Source organism: Pseudomonas frederiksbergensis, from assembly GCF_003732705.1.
GTDB classification, from domain to species: Bacteria; Pseudomonadota; Gammaproteobacteria; order Pseudomonadales; family Pseudomonadaceae; genus Aquipseudomonas; species Aquipseudomonas frederiksbergensis_F.
Window position 1 is genome coordinate 216,745 of the sequence record NZ_MOBR01000040.1, and the last position, 14,961, is coordinate 231,705.

Consider the following 14,961-nt stretch of genomic DNA (forward strand, 5'->3'; position numbering starts at 1 on the left):
CGCGGCATCGACGATCACATAAAACCTGTAGGAGCGAGGCTTGCCCGCGAAGGTGCCATCACTGACGAAACCCTCTATCAGGACCTGAGATTGGGCAATGGCGCAAACAACGCCTCAATATCACTCTGCTCAAGCTTCAACCCACCCGTCGCCCCACCCTCAAGCACCGCTTCGGCCAGAACGGCTTTCTCCTGCTGCAATGCCTGTATCTTTTCTTCCACCGTGCCCCGGGCAATCAGCTTGTAGACGAACACCGGTTTGTTTTGCCCGATGCGATAAGCACGGTCGGTCGCCTGGTTTTCCACCGCAGGGTTCCACCACGGATCGAAATGGATCACCGTGTCCGCCGCCGTCAGATTCAGCCCGGTGCCGCCGGCCTTCAAACTGATCAGAAACAACGGCACGTTACCGCTCTGGAAGTTCTTGACCGGCGTGCGCCGATCCGTGGTTTCGCCGGTCAGTATCGAGTAGCTGAGGTTACGCTGCTGCAACTCTTCTTCAATCAGGGCGAGCATTGACGTGAACTGTGAAAACAGCAGAATCTTGCGACCTTCACTGAGCAACTCTTCCAGCATTTCCATCAAGCTGACCAGTTTCCCGCTACCTGATCGCAGGGCCTTCGCCGTCAGCGTCATGTTGATCAGACGCAAATCGCAGCAGACCTGACGCAGCTTGAGCAACGCATCCAGGATGATGATCTGACTGCGGCCAACGCCACTGCGGGCAATTTCGTCGCGGACTTTCTTGTCCATCGCCACGCGCACGGTCTCATACACGTCCCGCTGCCCATCACTGAGATCAACCCAATGCACGATCTCGGTTTTCGGCGGCAATTCGGTGGCGACCTGGTCTTTCTTGCGACGTAGCAGAAAGGGTTTTATCCGGGCCGTCAGATGCTGCATCCGCTCACTGTTGCCGTGTTTCTCAATCGGTGTGCGGTAGTCGCGATTGAAGGTTTTGCTGTCACCCAGCCAGCCGGGCAGCAGAAAGTGAAATTGCGACCACAACTCGCCGAGGTGGTTTTCCAGCGGTGTGCCGGACAGACACAACCGCTGGTGGGCCTGAAGATCGCGGGCGGCTTGAGCGGCTTTGCTGACCGGGTTTTTGATGTTCTGCGCTTCGTCGAGAATCAGCACGCTCCAGAGCTGAGGCTGCAACACCTCCTGGTCCCGAGGCAGGAGGGCGTAGGTGGTCAACACCAAATCGTAGTCGGCAAGGCTGGCGAAGTCTTTTTGCCGTGTCGAGCCGTGCAGTGCCAACACCTTGAGTTGCGGGGTAAAGCGCTGGGACTCGTCGAGCCAGTTGGGGATCAGGCTGGTGGGCATCACGGCCAGGGCTGGACGATCAAGTCGCCCGGCCAGTTTTTCCGTCAGCAGGTGAGCCAGGGTCTGTAGGGTTTTACCCAGACCCATGTCGTCGCCGAGGATGCCGCCCACTTCCAGCTCGCGAAGGGTTTGCATCCAGTTCAGGCCTTCATGCTGATACGGGCGCAGCGTCGCCTTCAGGCCCTCGGGCGCCGCGACCTGAACGTGCGTCGATTCACGCAAGCGTTTGGCAAAACTGCGCAGTCGCTCGCCGCCCTGCCAGACCAGCGGCACGCCTTCCAGCGCACTGAGGCGCGCGGCGTCCGGCGCAGTCAAACGCAACGAGTCGCCCTCATGGGCCCCCAGGTACAACTCGCCAAGGGTCGCCATTAGCGGTTTGATGCGACCATAGGGCAGTGCAACTTTCACATGCGCCTTGGAACCGCCAAGCTCGATCAACAGTTGTTCGTCATCGTTGCGTTTAGCCAGGCTGGCGGGATCGAGCAACTGTGGCTGGCTGCGCAGCAAATGCAGCAAGATCGGCAACAGGCTGTGGCGCTCGCCGTTGACCACGATGCCCAGTTGCAGATCAAACCACTGGTGCGCCGACTCTTCCTCAACATCGGCATACCACTGCTCTACCGGCTGCACATTGAAGTGAAAGGCATGACTGATATCGACGTGCCAATTTGCCTTACGCAGCAGCGGGATTCCTTCCTGCACAAAGGCAAGCCAGGCTGAATCATCCGGCAACGCGAACATCTCGCCCGGGCGGTCCACACTGCTTTTAATCGTAGCCTTTTTAAAACCGTGTTTTTGCAGGGCTTGGCGCAAGGCTTTTTCGGCGGCGGGCTTGCGCTGGATACGCTGGGTTTCGGTGCCGGAAAGGATCAACACTTCGGGGTTTCGGTCCGTGGCCGGGTGCCCGTCGTAGGTGAACGCCAGCGCGGCACGGTGCTCCGCCTCATACTTCCAGTTCTTGTAGCGTTTACCGCTGTTGAGCGTCAGGTGCGCCTTGGGAAAAATGTCATCGACCACCCGTTCCGTCAGCTGGTGCGGCGGGGCCACTTGCGTCGCGGAACTCATCCGATGGCTGAACTGCATCGCCTGGCGCGCCGGGATATCCGGCGCCAAGGTCAAGTGACACGCCAGTTTTTCATCCTGCTCGGTGCACAAGGTTCCGACGTGCAGTCGCTCGCGGTCAAGGTAGTACATGGGTTCAATGGCCAGTACCGTTTCCGGCTCGACTTCGTCGCTGCTCCATTGAGGCCGAAAACTGCCGTTGGATTGTTCGACCCAGGCAAACCGACCTGCCCTCTTCGCTCCCGACGCCAGGGGCGGCTGCTCGAAATCGAGGAACAGTCGCGCGGTACGCACCAACATCTCCAGGAGTTCAGCGCCACTGCTGCCTTCCAAGGGGTAGCCACCGTAATAGGCGTGATGGGAGTGAATGGCCACCAGCAGCCTGGCGATCCGAAGGTCCAGTTCAGCCAGGTAGCCGGGTTGGCGCAACAGCATTTCCGATAACGAGTACACCGGCTTGAGGTCTTGCAAGACGCCGCTCTTGAGTTGGCGGGCCTTGAAAATTTCCAGTGTCCACTTCCCTGCTACGGTTGTGGCCTTGAGCCGGTAGACCAGGCGCGTGTTTGTCCCCAGCGCCGGCTCATCAACCGTCTTGCCCGTAGTGGGAATACCGTCGAGCCAGCGCTCCAGCTCGCGACTCAGGTGGACCTGTGCGGTGCTTTCGGATGGTTTAGCGGGAAGGCCTTGCAGGTGATAGATGACTGCGGCGCAGTGTTTGCAGTTGTATGAAACAGGACAGGTACAAATGCATCCGAACCGCAAGCCCCCATCCCGATCTTTGATGAGCTCGATGTTCTGCTCGTATTCCTGTCTTTCGGAGCCGACGCACGTTGCGATAATCATCGAGCCGTCGTTCTGATGGATTGTTACACGATCCTCATCCGCGTACCTGCGGGCCTTTTCCAGAGCGCGATGACTGAACACCTCTGCCCAAGGTAGCGCAAGAAGTTGCTCAGTTATTGTTGTCATGAAATCGACGCCGCTTGATTCAATGAATCGGCCAGACACTTTATCTGCCCGCAGAAACTCAACCCGCCAACACTCGCGCCAACGTCGACTTCACCTTGCCCATCCCGTCATGCAACGCCTGTTCAATCTCGGCCATGGTGATCACCGCCGTGGACTTGCCCGCCGCCGGGTTCACTACCAGCGCCAGGCAGGCGTAATCCAGTTCCAGCTCACGGGCCAGCGCCGCTTCCGGCATGCCGGTCATGCCGACGATGTCGCAGCCGTCACGTTCAAGCCGGGCGATTTCAGCAACGGTTTCCAGGCGTGGGCCTTGAGTGCAGGCGTACACGCCGTGACTGCTGTAGCCGACGCCTTCAGCCGCCAACGCCGCAATCAACTGCTGACGCAGCGGCTCGCTGTACGGATAGCTGAAATCGATGTGGGTGACGTGTTCCAGATCATCAGCGAAATAGGTGTGCTCGCGGCCGCTGGTGTAGTCGATCAACTGATGAGGTACGCAGAAGTGTCCGGTGCCCATTGCGGCGTGAATTCCGCCCACGGCGTTGACCGCAAGAATCGCTTCGGCCCCGGCCTGTTTTAGCGCCCAGAGGTTGGCGCGATAGTTGACCTGATGCGGCGGGAATCGATGGGGGTGACCGTGGCGCGCAAGGAACAGCACTTCCTTGCCGGCGTAAACGCCGATATGCACCTCGGCGGAAGGCGGGCCGTAAGGCGTGTCCACCGCCAATGACTGACGAATGCTCAGGCCTTCGAGTTGAGTCAGGCCGGTGCCACCGATAATCGCGTAAACCGTCATAACGAAAAGTCCTTATTCAATCAGTTGAGCTTCTTTGAGCGCGCCGACAGCAGTGAGCCAGCGTGGGTCTTGGCGATATTCAATACCGACGAACGACTGCCCGCGCATCCGCGCAATACGCGGCGATGGCTTGACCTTCATGCGTTGGGCGGCGGTCAGGGCCAGTTCCGCAGCCGCGCGGTCGTTGCACACCAGGCCCATGTCGCAACCGGCGGTCAGCGCGGCTTCGATACGGCTGGCAGCATCGCCGACTACGTGGGCGCCAGCCATGGAAAGATCGTCACTAAAGATGACACCGTCGAACTGCAACTCACCACGCAGGATGTCCTGCAACCAGCGCCGGGAGAAACCGGCTGGCTGGGCATCGACTTGTGGATAAATAACGTGGGCCGGCATGACGGCGGCCAATTGCTTGCTCAATCGAGCGAACGGCACCAGATCCTTGGCGCGGATCTCGTCGAGGCTGCGTTCATCGTTGGGAATGGCGACATGAGAATCCGCCTCGGCCCAACCATGACCCGGGAAATGTTTACCAGTGGCGGCCATGCCGGCGCTGTTCATGCCGCGGATAAAGGCACCGGCGAGCAAAGCGGCGCGCTCGGGATCGCCCTCGAACGAGCGGGTGCCGACCACGGCGCTGCGCTGGTAATCGAGATCCAATACCGGCGCAAAGCTCAGGTCGAGGCCGACGGCGAGGACTTCGGTCGCCATGATCCAGCCACACTGCTCGGCCAGGTATTCGGCATTCGGGTTGTCGGCGATGGCGCGCATGGCCGGCAGTCGCACGAAGCCTTGGCGCAGACGCTGAACCCGCCCACCCTCCTGGTCCACCGCCAGCAGCAGATCAGGACGAATGGCGCGGATCGAGGCGCTCAGTTCGCGCACCTGACGAGGGTGCTCGATATTGCGGGCGAAAATGATCAGGCCGCCCACTTCGGGCTGGCGCAACAATTGGCGATCTTCAGCCGTCAGCCAAGTACCGGCGACGTCCACCATCAACGAGCCTTGCAGGCCAGCAGTCATAGAGATTCCTTGAAAACGATAAACCCGGCTCGCACAGGTTCGCCGCCGTGGGCTGTGCCCGGCAGGTCGGCGATATCAATGGGAAACGGGTTCAGAACGAGAGTCGGCATGGGCGGCTAGCTTAGCGGATGTCAGCTGCCGCGCCCACCCGTGTGCAGTCAAACCTTGGCGGCAACCGGGGCCGATTTGCTGCGCGGACGCAACTGCGCAGTCGCCATGGCCGTGTCAGTGACGCCGGTTTCGGCACGCATGCCAGCGGCCAGGAACGGCACCATCAGGCGCATGACCTGCTCGATGGAGGTGTTGACGCCGAAATCGGTTTCGGCAATCGCCCGCAGAGCCTTGATCCCCGACATGCTGAAAGCAGCGGCGCCGAGCATGAAGTGCACGCGCCAGAACAGTTCGATCGGTGGAATACGCGGCGCGGCTTCGTTAACCAGCATCATGTAGCGACGGAATACCTTGCCGTACATGTCTTCCAGATAACGACGCAAGTGGCCCTGGCTCTGACTGAAGGCCAGGCCCAGCAAACGCATGAATATAGAGAGGTCGTTGCCGCTGCGTGGCTGAACCACCAGTGCTTGCTCGACGAGGATTTCCAGCAGCTCTTCAAGCGTCGGTTTGTTTTCCGGCTTGGCCTGGCGCCGCTCCAGCTCTTTATCGAGGCTGATGCAGAACGGCCCGAGAAAACGCGAGAAAACGGCTTGGATCAGCGCCTTCTTGGAGCCGAAATGATAGTTCACCGCCGCCAGATTGACACCAGCCTTGCTGGTGATCAGACGCAACGAGGTTTCGGCGAAACCTTTTTCCGCGAACAACTGCTCGGCAGCATCGAGAATGCGTTCAACGGTTTCCGACTGGGCCATGGCTACTCCGCCTGACAAACACTTGTTTGAAACATACGTTTCAGCCTGTGCATTGTCAAGCCTGCCGGTTCGTTTTGGGAATGGTCGGTCAGCTATTTAACCATACAACTCTGCGTCGTTAATCAGCGAGCTGACTGACCGTCCAGCGGCGAGGGAAAAAAGGGGCATTGCCAAGAAGCTTTCACTGTATATAATCCCAGTCACTGTATAAAAAGACAGAGCGATCAATATGCTAAAGCTGACGCCACGCCAAGCAGAGATTCTGGCCTTCATCAAACGTTGCCTCGAAGACAACGGCTATCCGCCGACCCGTGCGGAAATCGCCCAGGAATTGGGTTTCAAATCGCCTAACGCAGCGGAAGAACACCTCAAGGCGCTGGCCCGCAAGGGTGCGATCGAGATGACACCGGGCGCCTCCCGCGGCATCCGTATTCCAGGTTTCGAAGCCAAGGCCGACGAATCCACCCTGCCGATCATCGGTCGCGTCGCGGCCGGTGCGCCAATCCTGGCCCAGCAACACATCGAAGAGTCCTGCAACATCAATCCGACGTTCTTTCACCCACGCGCCGACTATCTGCTGCGGGTGCATGGCATGAGCATGAAGGATGTGGGCATTTTCGACGGCGATCTGCTGGCCGTCCACACCACCCGTGAAGCCCGTAATGGCCAGATTGTAGTGGCGCGGATCGGCGATGAAGTCACCGTCAAGCGCTTCAAGCGCGATGGCAGCAAAGTCTGGTTGATTGCCGAAAACCCTGAGTTCGCCCCCATCGAAGTCAACCTGAAAGATCAGGAACTGGTGATCGAAGGCTTGAGTGTCGGCGTGATTCGCCGCTAAAGGAGGCTTTATGCAGTTCCCACACACACCACAGCAAGCCCAACTGCCGTTGTTCGAGGCGTTCATGGTGCAACCGCTGGCGCCGATCCTGAAAGACGTGGTCGAGTCGCCCTGGAGCGCAGAGCCCGAGGTTTTCAGCGAGCTGTCACTGCGTGGTGCAGCAGGGAGCTGCCTGAACCTTCTGGCACCGATTCTTCGGGAATTGAGCCAGGACCAGGATGCACGCTGGCTGACCCTGATTGCTCCACCCGCCAGCCTGACCCAGGCCTGGCTGCGGGACGCCGGCCTGAACCGTGAACGCATCCTGTTGTTGCAACCCCGCGGGACCCAGAGCGCCCAACAACTGACCTGCGAAGCCTTGCGATTGGGCCGCAGTCACACGGTCGTCAGCTGGCTCAACCCGCTGAACGCCGCGTCACGGCAACAGTTGATCAGCGCCGCCCGCACCGGGGACGCTCAAAGCCTGAATATTCGACTGGGGTAATTAAAATTCAATGTGCGCTTCAAACAGCGCCAGGCTTCTCCAGGGATAGAGAAGCCGATCTGTAGCGGTATCAGCAGAAACCGACGGACGGGATCAGTGAAGGATCCGCGGCTCTTCATCTTTATTGAATTCGCCTTCAACCAGGCGCCCTGCCATCTGCACACCGACGCTTAACATCGCCTTCGCGACTTCCACATGATTGCCTTGCAGGAACGCTTTGGCGTCCTCGGAGAAATCCAAAGTAACCAGAGAACCCTCGTCCTCAGCCCTGCGCAGCTCGATTCGGCCGTCTGGTAACTCAACAATTTCTAGAAAGGACGTTGGCATAAAGGTCTGTTCTCCACGAAAGGCGGGGATTATATAGGCATCGGCCAGGCTTCGCTCGGGATCTTGACCAGAAGTCATCGCGAAGAAATATCTGTTAGCAATCATCCCTGAACGGACAGCCCAACGGGTCATCCGTCACATCAGTCAGTCCACTAGCACTCGTTCAGCCCGTCACGGAAGCGGATCGCCAACTCTTTAAGGTTCTGGCGCCAGCTCTCCAGCTCTTCTCGACTCAGCTCTTGAGGCGCCTCTTCTTCGTCCAGATTAACCGCCATGATCAATGGCTGTGTCACGTCACCCTTGGGTTTGTGCGGGACCCGTGGCGGCTGAAACAGTGCCGCATGGGCCGCGAGCAGCTTGGCCAGCCAGGTTTCCGAATTACCAGCCAACTCGACCATCTCGGCCATTTCGGGAATGGCGATAGCTTCCAGCACTTCACGGGTCAGTAACATCTCCGCCCGCGGCGCATTGGCCTGAGGCAAGCGATAGAAACCGGCGATTTCATGGCACAACCCGAGCAACGCGCCGTAAAGGTGAAACAACGCCGACTCGCGCCCGGCCTGGATCAGCGCCAGGGAGTTCATCGCCCGCCCTTCTTCGGCCCTAGCGAGCGCTTCAAGCGACAGGCCGGCGAAATAAATCTTCTGGTTGGTGCGGGTATAGAGTTCGTGGGCCATGACGGCAGCCTCCACAGCGAAATAATTACGTCACACAGACCCGACAGTGTCGTGGATCAGCCGATCTGACCGCAAGCTCAAAACAAAAAGGCCGCATGAAAATCCGAGGATTGTCATGCGGCCTTTTGTGTACAGCTACTTTTAAGCTTTAGCGGCTGGACGCTTATCTTCAACCGTCCACTTACCGCCGTCGTAGTACGCTTTCCAACCCGTCGGCTTACCGTCGACTTCAGTCTGCACGTACTGCTCTTTGGTTTTGCGGCTGTAACGGATCACGGAAGGCAGGCCATCCGGATCTTTCTTCGGCGCTTCGCAGAGGAAGTGGTACTTCGGATCGATCTCGTCCTTGTGCGGCACGATCTCGATCACCAGCGGAGCACGGGTCTCGCGGTTTTTCGGGAACTGGCTCGCCGCCAGGAACAGGCCGGAAGCCCCGTCGCGCAGGATGTAGGTGTCGTTGACCTTTTCGCATTTCAGCTCAGGCATCTTCACCGGATCCATCTTCGGCGGCGCCGCATCACCGCTTTTCAGCAGTTTACGGGTGTTCTTGCACGTCGCATTGGTGCAGCCAAAGAACTTGCCGAAACGGCCGGTCTTGAGCTGCATCTCGCTGCCGCACTTGTCGCATTCCAGGCTCGGACCTTCGTAGCCCTTGATGCGGTAGCTGCCTTCTTCGATTTCGTAGCCATCGCAATCCGGGTTATTACCGCAGATGTGCAGCTTGCGTTTCTCATCCAGCAGGTAAGCGTCCATCGCCGTGCTGCAAATCGGGCAGCGGTGCTTGCCGCGCAGGACCAGGGATTCCGACTCGCCTTCGTCGTCCGCAGCGATTTCATCGCCCGGCACCAGGTTGACGGTGGCCTTGCAGCGTTCTTTCGGCGGCAGGCTATAGCCCGAGCAGCCGAGGAACACGCCGGTCGATGCGGTACGAATCTGCATCGGACGACCGCACACCACGCACGGAATGTCAGTCATGACTGGCTGGTTGGCACGCATGCCGCCTTCAGCGCTTTCGGCTACTTCGAGTTTCTTTTTGAAGTCGCCGTAGAACTCGTCGAGCACGTTTTTCCAGTCGCGTTCGCCCTGGGCCACGTCATCGAGGTTCTCTTCCATGCCGGCGGTGAAGCCGTAGTCCATGAGGTTGGAAAAGCTCTCGGCCAGACGCTCGGTGACGATATCGCCCATCTTTTCCGAGTAGAAACGACGGTTGTGCAGCGCTACATAGCCGCGGTCCTGGATGGTCGAAATGATCGCCGCGTAGGTCGAAGGACGACCGATGCCGCGTTTTTCCATTTCTTTTACCAGGCTTGCTTCCGAATAACGGGCCGGCGGCTTGGTGAAGTGCTGGGTCGGATCAAGCTTGATCAGCTTCATCGCGTCGCCCTGGGCCATGTCCGGCAGCACGTCGTCATCGCCCGGTTTGGCGATTTGCGGCATGACGCGGGTGTAACCGTCAAACTTCAGGATGCGGCCCTTGGCACGCAGCTCGAAATCACCGGCACCCACAGTCACCGTGGTCGACAGGTATTGCGCAGGCAACATCTGGCAAGCGAGGAACTGACGCCAGATCAGCTCGTAGAGCCGCTCAGCATCACGCTCCATGCCCGACAGCTTGCTTGGCTCGGTATTGGCGTCGGAGGGACGAATCGCTTCGTGAGCCTCTTGTGCGCCTTCCTTGCTGCTGTAGACGTTCGGGTTTTCCGGCAGGTACTTCTTGCCGAACTCGCCTTCAATATAAGTACGCGCCATCGCCACCGCATCAACCGAGAGGTTGGTGGAGTCGGTACGCATATACGTGATGTAGCCCGCTTCGTACAAACGTTGGGCCATCATCATGGTTTTCTTCACCCCGAAGCCCAGGCGGTTACTCGCGGCCTGCTGCAGGGTGGAGGTGATGAACGGTGCCGACGGCTTGCTGCTGGTCGGTTTGTCTTCACGTTTGACGATGCTGTAGCTGGAAGACTTGAGTTTCTCCAGCGCGGCCATGGCCTGGGTTTCGTTGAGCGGCTTGAAGGCTTCGCCTTTCTCGCGAGCCACGTCAAAGCGCACGGTGGCGCCCTTGGCGGTGCCGAGGTCAGCGTGGACTTCCCAGTATTCTTCCGGGTTGAACGCGCGGATTTCACGCTCACGCTCAACGACCAGTTTTACCGCAACCGACTGCACGCGCCCGGCGGACAGGCCGCGAGCGACCTTGGCCCACAGCAGCGGCGAAACCATGTAACCCACCACGCGATCGAGGAAACGACGCGCCTGCTGGGCGTTTACACGGTCGATATCCAGCTCGCCCGGCTTGGAGAAGGCTTCCTGAATCGCCTTCTTGGTAATTTCGTTGAACACCACGCGCTTGTAGCGGCTGTCGTCACCACCGATGGCTTCGCGCAGGTGCCAGGCAATGGCTTCCCCCTCGCGATCCAAGTCGGTTGCGAGATAGATGGTGTCAGCATCTTTGGCGAGCCGGCGCAGCTCTTCGATGACCTTCTCTTTGCCCGGGAGGATCTCGTACTTGGCTTTCCAGCCATGATCGGGATCGACACCCATGCGCGAGACAAGCTGCTTGCGCGCCTTCTCTTTCGGCGTGAGCACCGGACCTTCACCCGCGGCAGCCTTGCCGCGCTTGGCGGCTGGCTCTTTGCTGGCGCTAGCCGAACCGCTGGTGGGCAGGTCTCGGATATGGCCGATACTCGACTTCACCACGTATTGGTTACCCAGATACTTGTTGATGGTCTTGGCCTTAGCCGGGGATTCCACAATGACCAGCGATTTGCCCATGGATCAGAAAATTCCTGAATTCTAGAAGTGAAAGGCGGTTGGCGCCTGACGCGGCACCGCTATATATAGTGGCTACAAGGTGAGGTCAAGCGCAGGGTTCGGCGCGCACTCAGCTTATGGCTTGGAAAAAAGGCTCGGTTCGGCTTGCACCAAAGCAAAGCGTGGGACCTGTTCGCCGTCAACCTCGACCGACTCCAGGAACATGCTCAAGGGACGCACCCAAAAGCCGTAATCGCCATACAGGGCTTGGTAGAAGACCACTTCTTCTTCGGTCTCGGAATGCCGCGCAACATTGAATACACGGTACTGCGGACCTTTGTAATGTTGGTAGAGCCCAGGTTGTATCGGCATGCTTCGGCCCTCGCTCAAATCTTTTTAAAATAAAAACAAAAATAAATTCAGAAAAACAAAAACCGGGGCACTTGGCCCCGGCTTCCATCAACGAGACGCTTAAACGCGTTCGAAGACGGTGGAGATGCCTTGGCCGAGACCAATGCACATGGTGGCTACCCCGAAGGTGCCGCCATTTTGCTTCATCACGTTCAGCAAAGTGCCGGAGATACGTGCACCGGAGCAACCAAATGGGTGACCCAAGGCGATTGCGCCGCCGTGCAGGTTAACCTTCTCGTTCATCTTGTCGAGCACTTTCAGATCTTTCAGCACTGGCAGGGCCTGTGCGGCGAAAGCTTCGTTGAGCTCGAAGAAGTCGATATCGTTGATCCCCAGGCCCGCACGCTTCAGTGCTTTTTGTGTGGCCGGAACTGGACCATAGCCCATGATTGCCGGATCCACACCTGCCACTGCCATCGAGCGAATCACCGCCAATGGCTGGATGCCCAGGTCCTGGGCACGCTGCGCCGACATCACGATCATGCACGAAGCACCATCGGTGATCTGCGACGAAGTACCGGCTGTCACGGTGCCACCCTTCGGGTTAAACGCTGGCTTAAGAGCTGCCAGGCTTTCCAGGGTGGTTTCCGGACGAATGGTTTCGTCGTAGTCGAACAGTTTCAGGAAACCGTTCTCGTCGTAGCCCTGCATCGGGATGATTTCGTCTTTGAACTTGCCTTCCAGGGTCGCCTTGTGGGCGAGCTGGTGGGAGCGCACGCCGAAAGCGTCCTGTTGCTCGCGAGTGATGCCGTGCATTTTGCCCAGCATTTCAGCGGTCAGGCCCATCATGCCCGAGGCTTTCGCCGCGTACAGGGACATGTGCGGGTTCGGATCGACACCGTGCATCATGCTCACGTGCCCCATATGCTCGACGCCGCCAACGACGAACACGTCACCGTTGCCGGTCATGATCGCTTGCGCCGCAGTGTGCAGGGCGCTCATCGACGAGCCACAAAGACGGCTGACGGTCTGACCGGCAGCGGTGTGCGGGATCTGAGTCATCAGGGACGCCATGCGGGCGATGTTCCAGCCCTGCTCCAGGGTCTGGTTTACACAGCCCCAGATCACGTCTTCGACTTCGTTCGGGTCAACCTTGACGTTGCGTTCCAGCAGTTTGCTGATCAGGTGCGCCGACATATCTTCGGCGCGGGTGTTGCGGTGCATGCCGCCCTTGGAGCGGCCCATCGGAGTACGACCGAAGTCGACAATCACGACGTCTCTTGGATTCAAGCTCATAAAATTTCACTCTCGCTCAAAAGTTGGGACGCTTAACCGAAGAACCGTTGGCCAGTCTTGGCCATTTCACGCAGCTTCGCGGTCGGGTGGTACAGCGCGCCCAAATCAGCGTACTGGTCAGCCAGGGCAACGAACTCTGCAACACCGAGCGAATCGATGTAGCGCAGCGCACCGCCACGGAATGGAGGGAAACCAATACCGTAGACCAGACCCATGTCGGCTTCGGCGGCGGTTTCGACAATGCCGTCTTCCAGGCAACGCACGGTTTCCAGGCACAGCGGGATCATCATCCAGTTGATGATGTCTTCGTCAGTGACTTCGCGCTGCTCGTAGACGATCGGCTTGAGCACTTCCAGCACCGACGGATCGGCGACTTTCTTCTGCTTGCCCTTCTTGTCGGTCTCGTAAGCGTAGAAACCCTTGCCGTTCTTCTGGCCCAGGCGCTTGGCTTCGTAGAGCACGTCGATAGCCGAACGGCGATCGTCTTTCATGCGGTCCGGGAAACCTTCAGCCATGACGTCACGACCGTGGTGACCGGTGTCGATGCCGACCACGTCCATCAGGTACGCCGGGCCCATTGGCCAGCCGAATTTTTCCATGACCTTGTCGATACGGACGAAGTCCACACCGGCGCTGACCAACTTGGCGAAACCGCCGAAGTACGGGAACAGGACGCGGTTGACCAGGAAGCCCGGGCAGTCATTGACGACGATCGGGTTCTTGCCCATTTTCTTGGCGTAGGCAACGGTGGTGGCAACAGCCAGCTCGCTGGACTTCTCGCCACGAATCACTTCAACCAGCGGCATCATGTGCACCGGATTGAAGAAGTGCATGCCGACGAAGTTTTCCGGACGCTTGAGGGCTTTGGCCAGCAAGGTGATGGAAATCGTCGAGGTGTTGGACGCGAGGATGGTGTCCTCTTTGACCTTGTCTTCGACTTCGGCCAGTACGGCTTGCTTGACCTTCGGGTTCTCGACGACAGCTTCGACAACCAGATCCACGTGACCGAAATCGCCGTAGGACAGGGTCGGACGAATGCCGTTGAGCACTTCAGCCATTTTCGCCGGGGTCATGCGACCTTTATCAACGCGACCGACCAGCAGCTTGGCGGCTTCAGCCAGACCCTGCTCGATACCGTGCTCGTTGATATCCTTCATCAGGATCGGCGTACCTTTGGAAGCCGACTGATAAGCGATACCGCCACCCATGATGCCGGCGCCCAGTACGGCAGCCTGCTTCACGTCCTTGGCGATTTCGTCGTAGGCCTTGGCCTTTTTCTTCAGTTCCTGATCGTTCAGGAACAGACCGATCAAGCTCTGCGCGGCAGAGGTCTTGGCCAGTTTGACGAAACCGTTGGCTTCGACTTCCAGCGCTTTGTCGCGACCGAAGTTCGCAGCTTTCTGGATCGTCTTGATCGCTTCAACCGGCGCCGGGTAGTTCGGGCCAGCCTGACCGGCGACGAAACCTTTGGCGGTTTCGAAAGCCATCATTTGTTCGATGGCGTTCAACTTCAGCTTTTCCAGCTTCGGTTGGCGCTTGGCCTTGTAGTCAAACTCGCCGGAGATGGCGCGTTTGATCAGTTCCAGAGCGGCTTCCTGCAGTTTCTCAGGAGCAACCACCGCATCGACTGCGCCGACTTTCAGCGCGTCTTCAGGACGGTTTTCCTTGCCAGCGGCAATCCACTCGATAGCGTTGTCGGCACCGATCAGGCGCGGCAGGCGCACGGTGCCGCCGAAGCCTGGGTAGATGCCCAGTTTGACTTCTGGCAGACCGATCTTGGCCTTGGTGGACATGACGCGGTAGTCCGCCGCCAGACACATTTCCAGACCGCCGCCCAGGGCGATACCGTTGATCGCGGCGACAGTCGGGACGTTGAGGTCTTCGAAATCGCTGAAAATCTTGTTGGCTTCGAGGTTGCCAGCGACAAGCTCTGCATCAGGCAGCTTGAAGTTCTCGACAAATTCGGTGATGTCGGCACCGACGATGAACACGTCCTTGCCACTGCTGACGATCACACCCTTGATCGAAGCATCTGCCTTGATAGTGTCTACGGCCTGACGCAATTCGTTCAGGGTTAGACGGTTGAACTTGTTGACGGACTCACCCTTGAGATCGAACTTCAGTTCGACGATGCCACTTTCAAGAGCCTTAACCGTGATGGCTTTACCTTCGTAAATCATCAACTGATCTCCACGATAT

Annotated in this window: 12 protein-coding genes; 2 read left to right on the forward strand and 10 right to left on the reverse strand. The window is 58.6% G+C overall.

Going from position 1 to position 14,961, the window contains the following annotated elements; translation table 11 throughout:
- Positions 1 to 77 precede the first annotated feature (77 nt).
- The 4 genes from BK667_RS26275 to BK667_RS26290 all read right to left on the reverse strand — a co-directional run bounded on the left by BK667_RS26275 (position 78) and on the right by BK667_RS26290 (position 6,041).
- Entirely contained in the window at positions 78 to 3,356 is a 3,279-nt protein-coding gene (locus BK667_RS26275; RefSeq protein WP_123599347.1) for a DEAD/DEAH box helicase, read from the reverse strand.
- A gap of 58 nt (positions 3,357 to 3,414) precedes the next feature.
- Positions 3,415 to 4,152 carry an S-methyl-5'-thioinosine phosphorylase gene (locus tag BK667_RS26280; RefSeq protein ID WP_123512262.1) on the reverse strand — a complete coding sequence of 246 codons (738 nt, stop codon included), beginning with the start codon at positions 4,150 to 4,152 and terminating at the stop codon, positions 3,415 to 3,417.
- A 12-nt stretch (positions 4,153 to 4,164) separates the two neighbouring features.
- A complete protein-coding gene (nagZ, locus tag BK667_RS26285; RefSeq protein ID WP_123599348.1) occupies positions 4,165 to 5,175 on the reverse strand; it encodes a beta-N-acetylhexosaminidase in 1,011 nt (336 codons plus the stop codon).
- A gap of 158 nt (positions 5,176 to 5,333) precedes the next feature.
- Positions 5,334 to 6,041: a TetR/AcrR family transcriptional regulator gene (locus BK667_RS26290; RefSeq protein ID WP_123512258.1), complete on the reverse strand. Its 708-nt coding sequence runs from the start codon at positions 6,039 to 6,041 to the stop codon at positions 5,334 to 5,336.
- A gap of 229 nt (positions 6,042 to 6,270) precedes the next feature.
- Here BK667_RS26290 and lexA point away from each other — a divergent pair, with 229 nt between their 5' ends.
- On the forward strand, positions 6,271 to 6,879 hold the full coding sequence (gene lexA / locus BK667_RS26295; RefSeq protein WP_054054288.1) for a transcriptional repressor LexA: 609 nt from the start codon (positions 6,271 to 6,273) through the stop codon (positions 6,877 to 6,879).
- A 10-nt stretch (positions 6,880 to 6,889) separates the two neighbouring features.
- Positions 6,890 to 7,363 (forward strand): SOS-induced cell division inhibitor SulA, encoded by a 474-nt coding sequence (gene sulA, locus BK667_RS26300; RefSeq protein ID WP_123599349.1) that lies wholly within the window; start codon positions 6,890 to 6,892, stop codon positions 7,361 to 7,363.
- Positions 7,364 to 7,456: 93 nt separating this feature from the next.
- Here the strand turns inward: sulA and BK667_RS26305 are convergent, their stop codons facing one another.
- From BK667_RS26305 to fadB, 6 genes are all read right to left on the reverse strand, one after another.
- Positions 7,457 to 7,690, reverse strand: coding sequence for a hypothetical protein (locus BK667_RS26305; protein ID WP_123403749.1), 234 nt, complete (start codon positions 7,688 to 7,690; stop codon positions 7,457 to 7,459).
- 152 nt (positions 7,691 to 7,842) lie between these two features.
- On the reverse strand, positions 7,843 to 8,367 hold the full coding sequence (locus tag BK667_RS26310) for a DUF6586 family protein (protein WP_123512254.1): 525 nt from the start codon (positions 8,365 to 8,367) through the stop codon (positions 7,843 to 7,845).
- A 141-nt stretch (positions 8,368 to 8,508) separates the two neighbouring features.
- Positions 8,509 to 11,136 carry a type I DNA topoisomerase gene (gene topA, locus BK667_RS26315; protein ID WP_123512252.1) on the reverse strand — a complete coding sequence of 876 codons (2,628 nt, stop codon included), beginning with the start codon at positions 11,134 to 11,136 and terminating at the stop codon, positions 8,509 to 8,511.
- A gap of 114 nt (positions 11,137 to 11,250) precedes the next feature.
- Positions 11,251 to 11,487 carry a DUF1653 domain-containing protein gene (locus BK667_RS26320; RefSeq protein ID WP_092270764.1) on the reverse strand — a complete coding sequence of 79 codons (237 nt, stop codon included), beginning with the start codon at positions 11,485 to 11,487 and terminating at the stop codon, positions 11,251 to 11,253.
- A gap of 99 nt (positions 11,488 to 11,586) precedes the next feature.
- The gene (gene fadA / locus BK667_RS26325; protein WP_010456360.1) at positions 11,587 to 12,762 is read right to left on the reverse strand and encodes an acetyl-CoA C-acyltransferase FadA; all 1,176 of its coding nucleotides are present in this window, start codon (positions 12,760 to 12,762) and stop codon (positions 11,587 to 11,589) included.
- Between the two features lie 32 nt (positions 12,763 to 12,794).
- Positions 12,795 to 14,942, reverse strand: a complete 2,148-nt coding sequence (gene fadB / locus BK667_RS26330; protein ID WP_123512249.1) for a fatty acid oxidation complex subunit alpha FadB — start codon at positions 14,940 to 14,942, stop codon at positions 12,795 to 12,797.
- Positions 14,943 to 14,961: the final 19 nt, after the last annotated feature.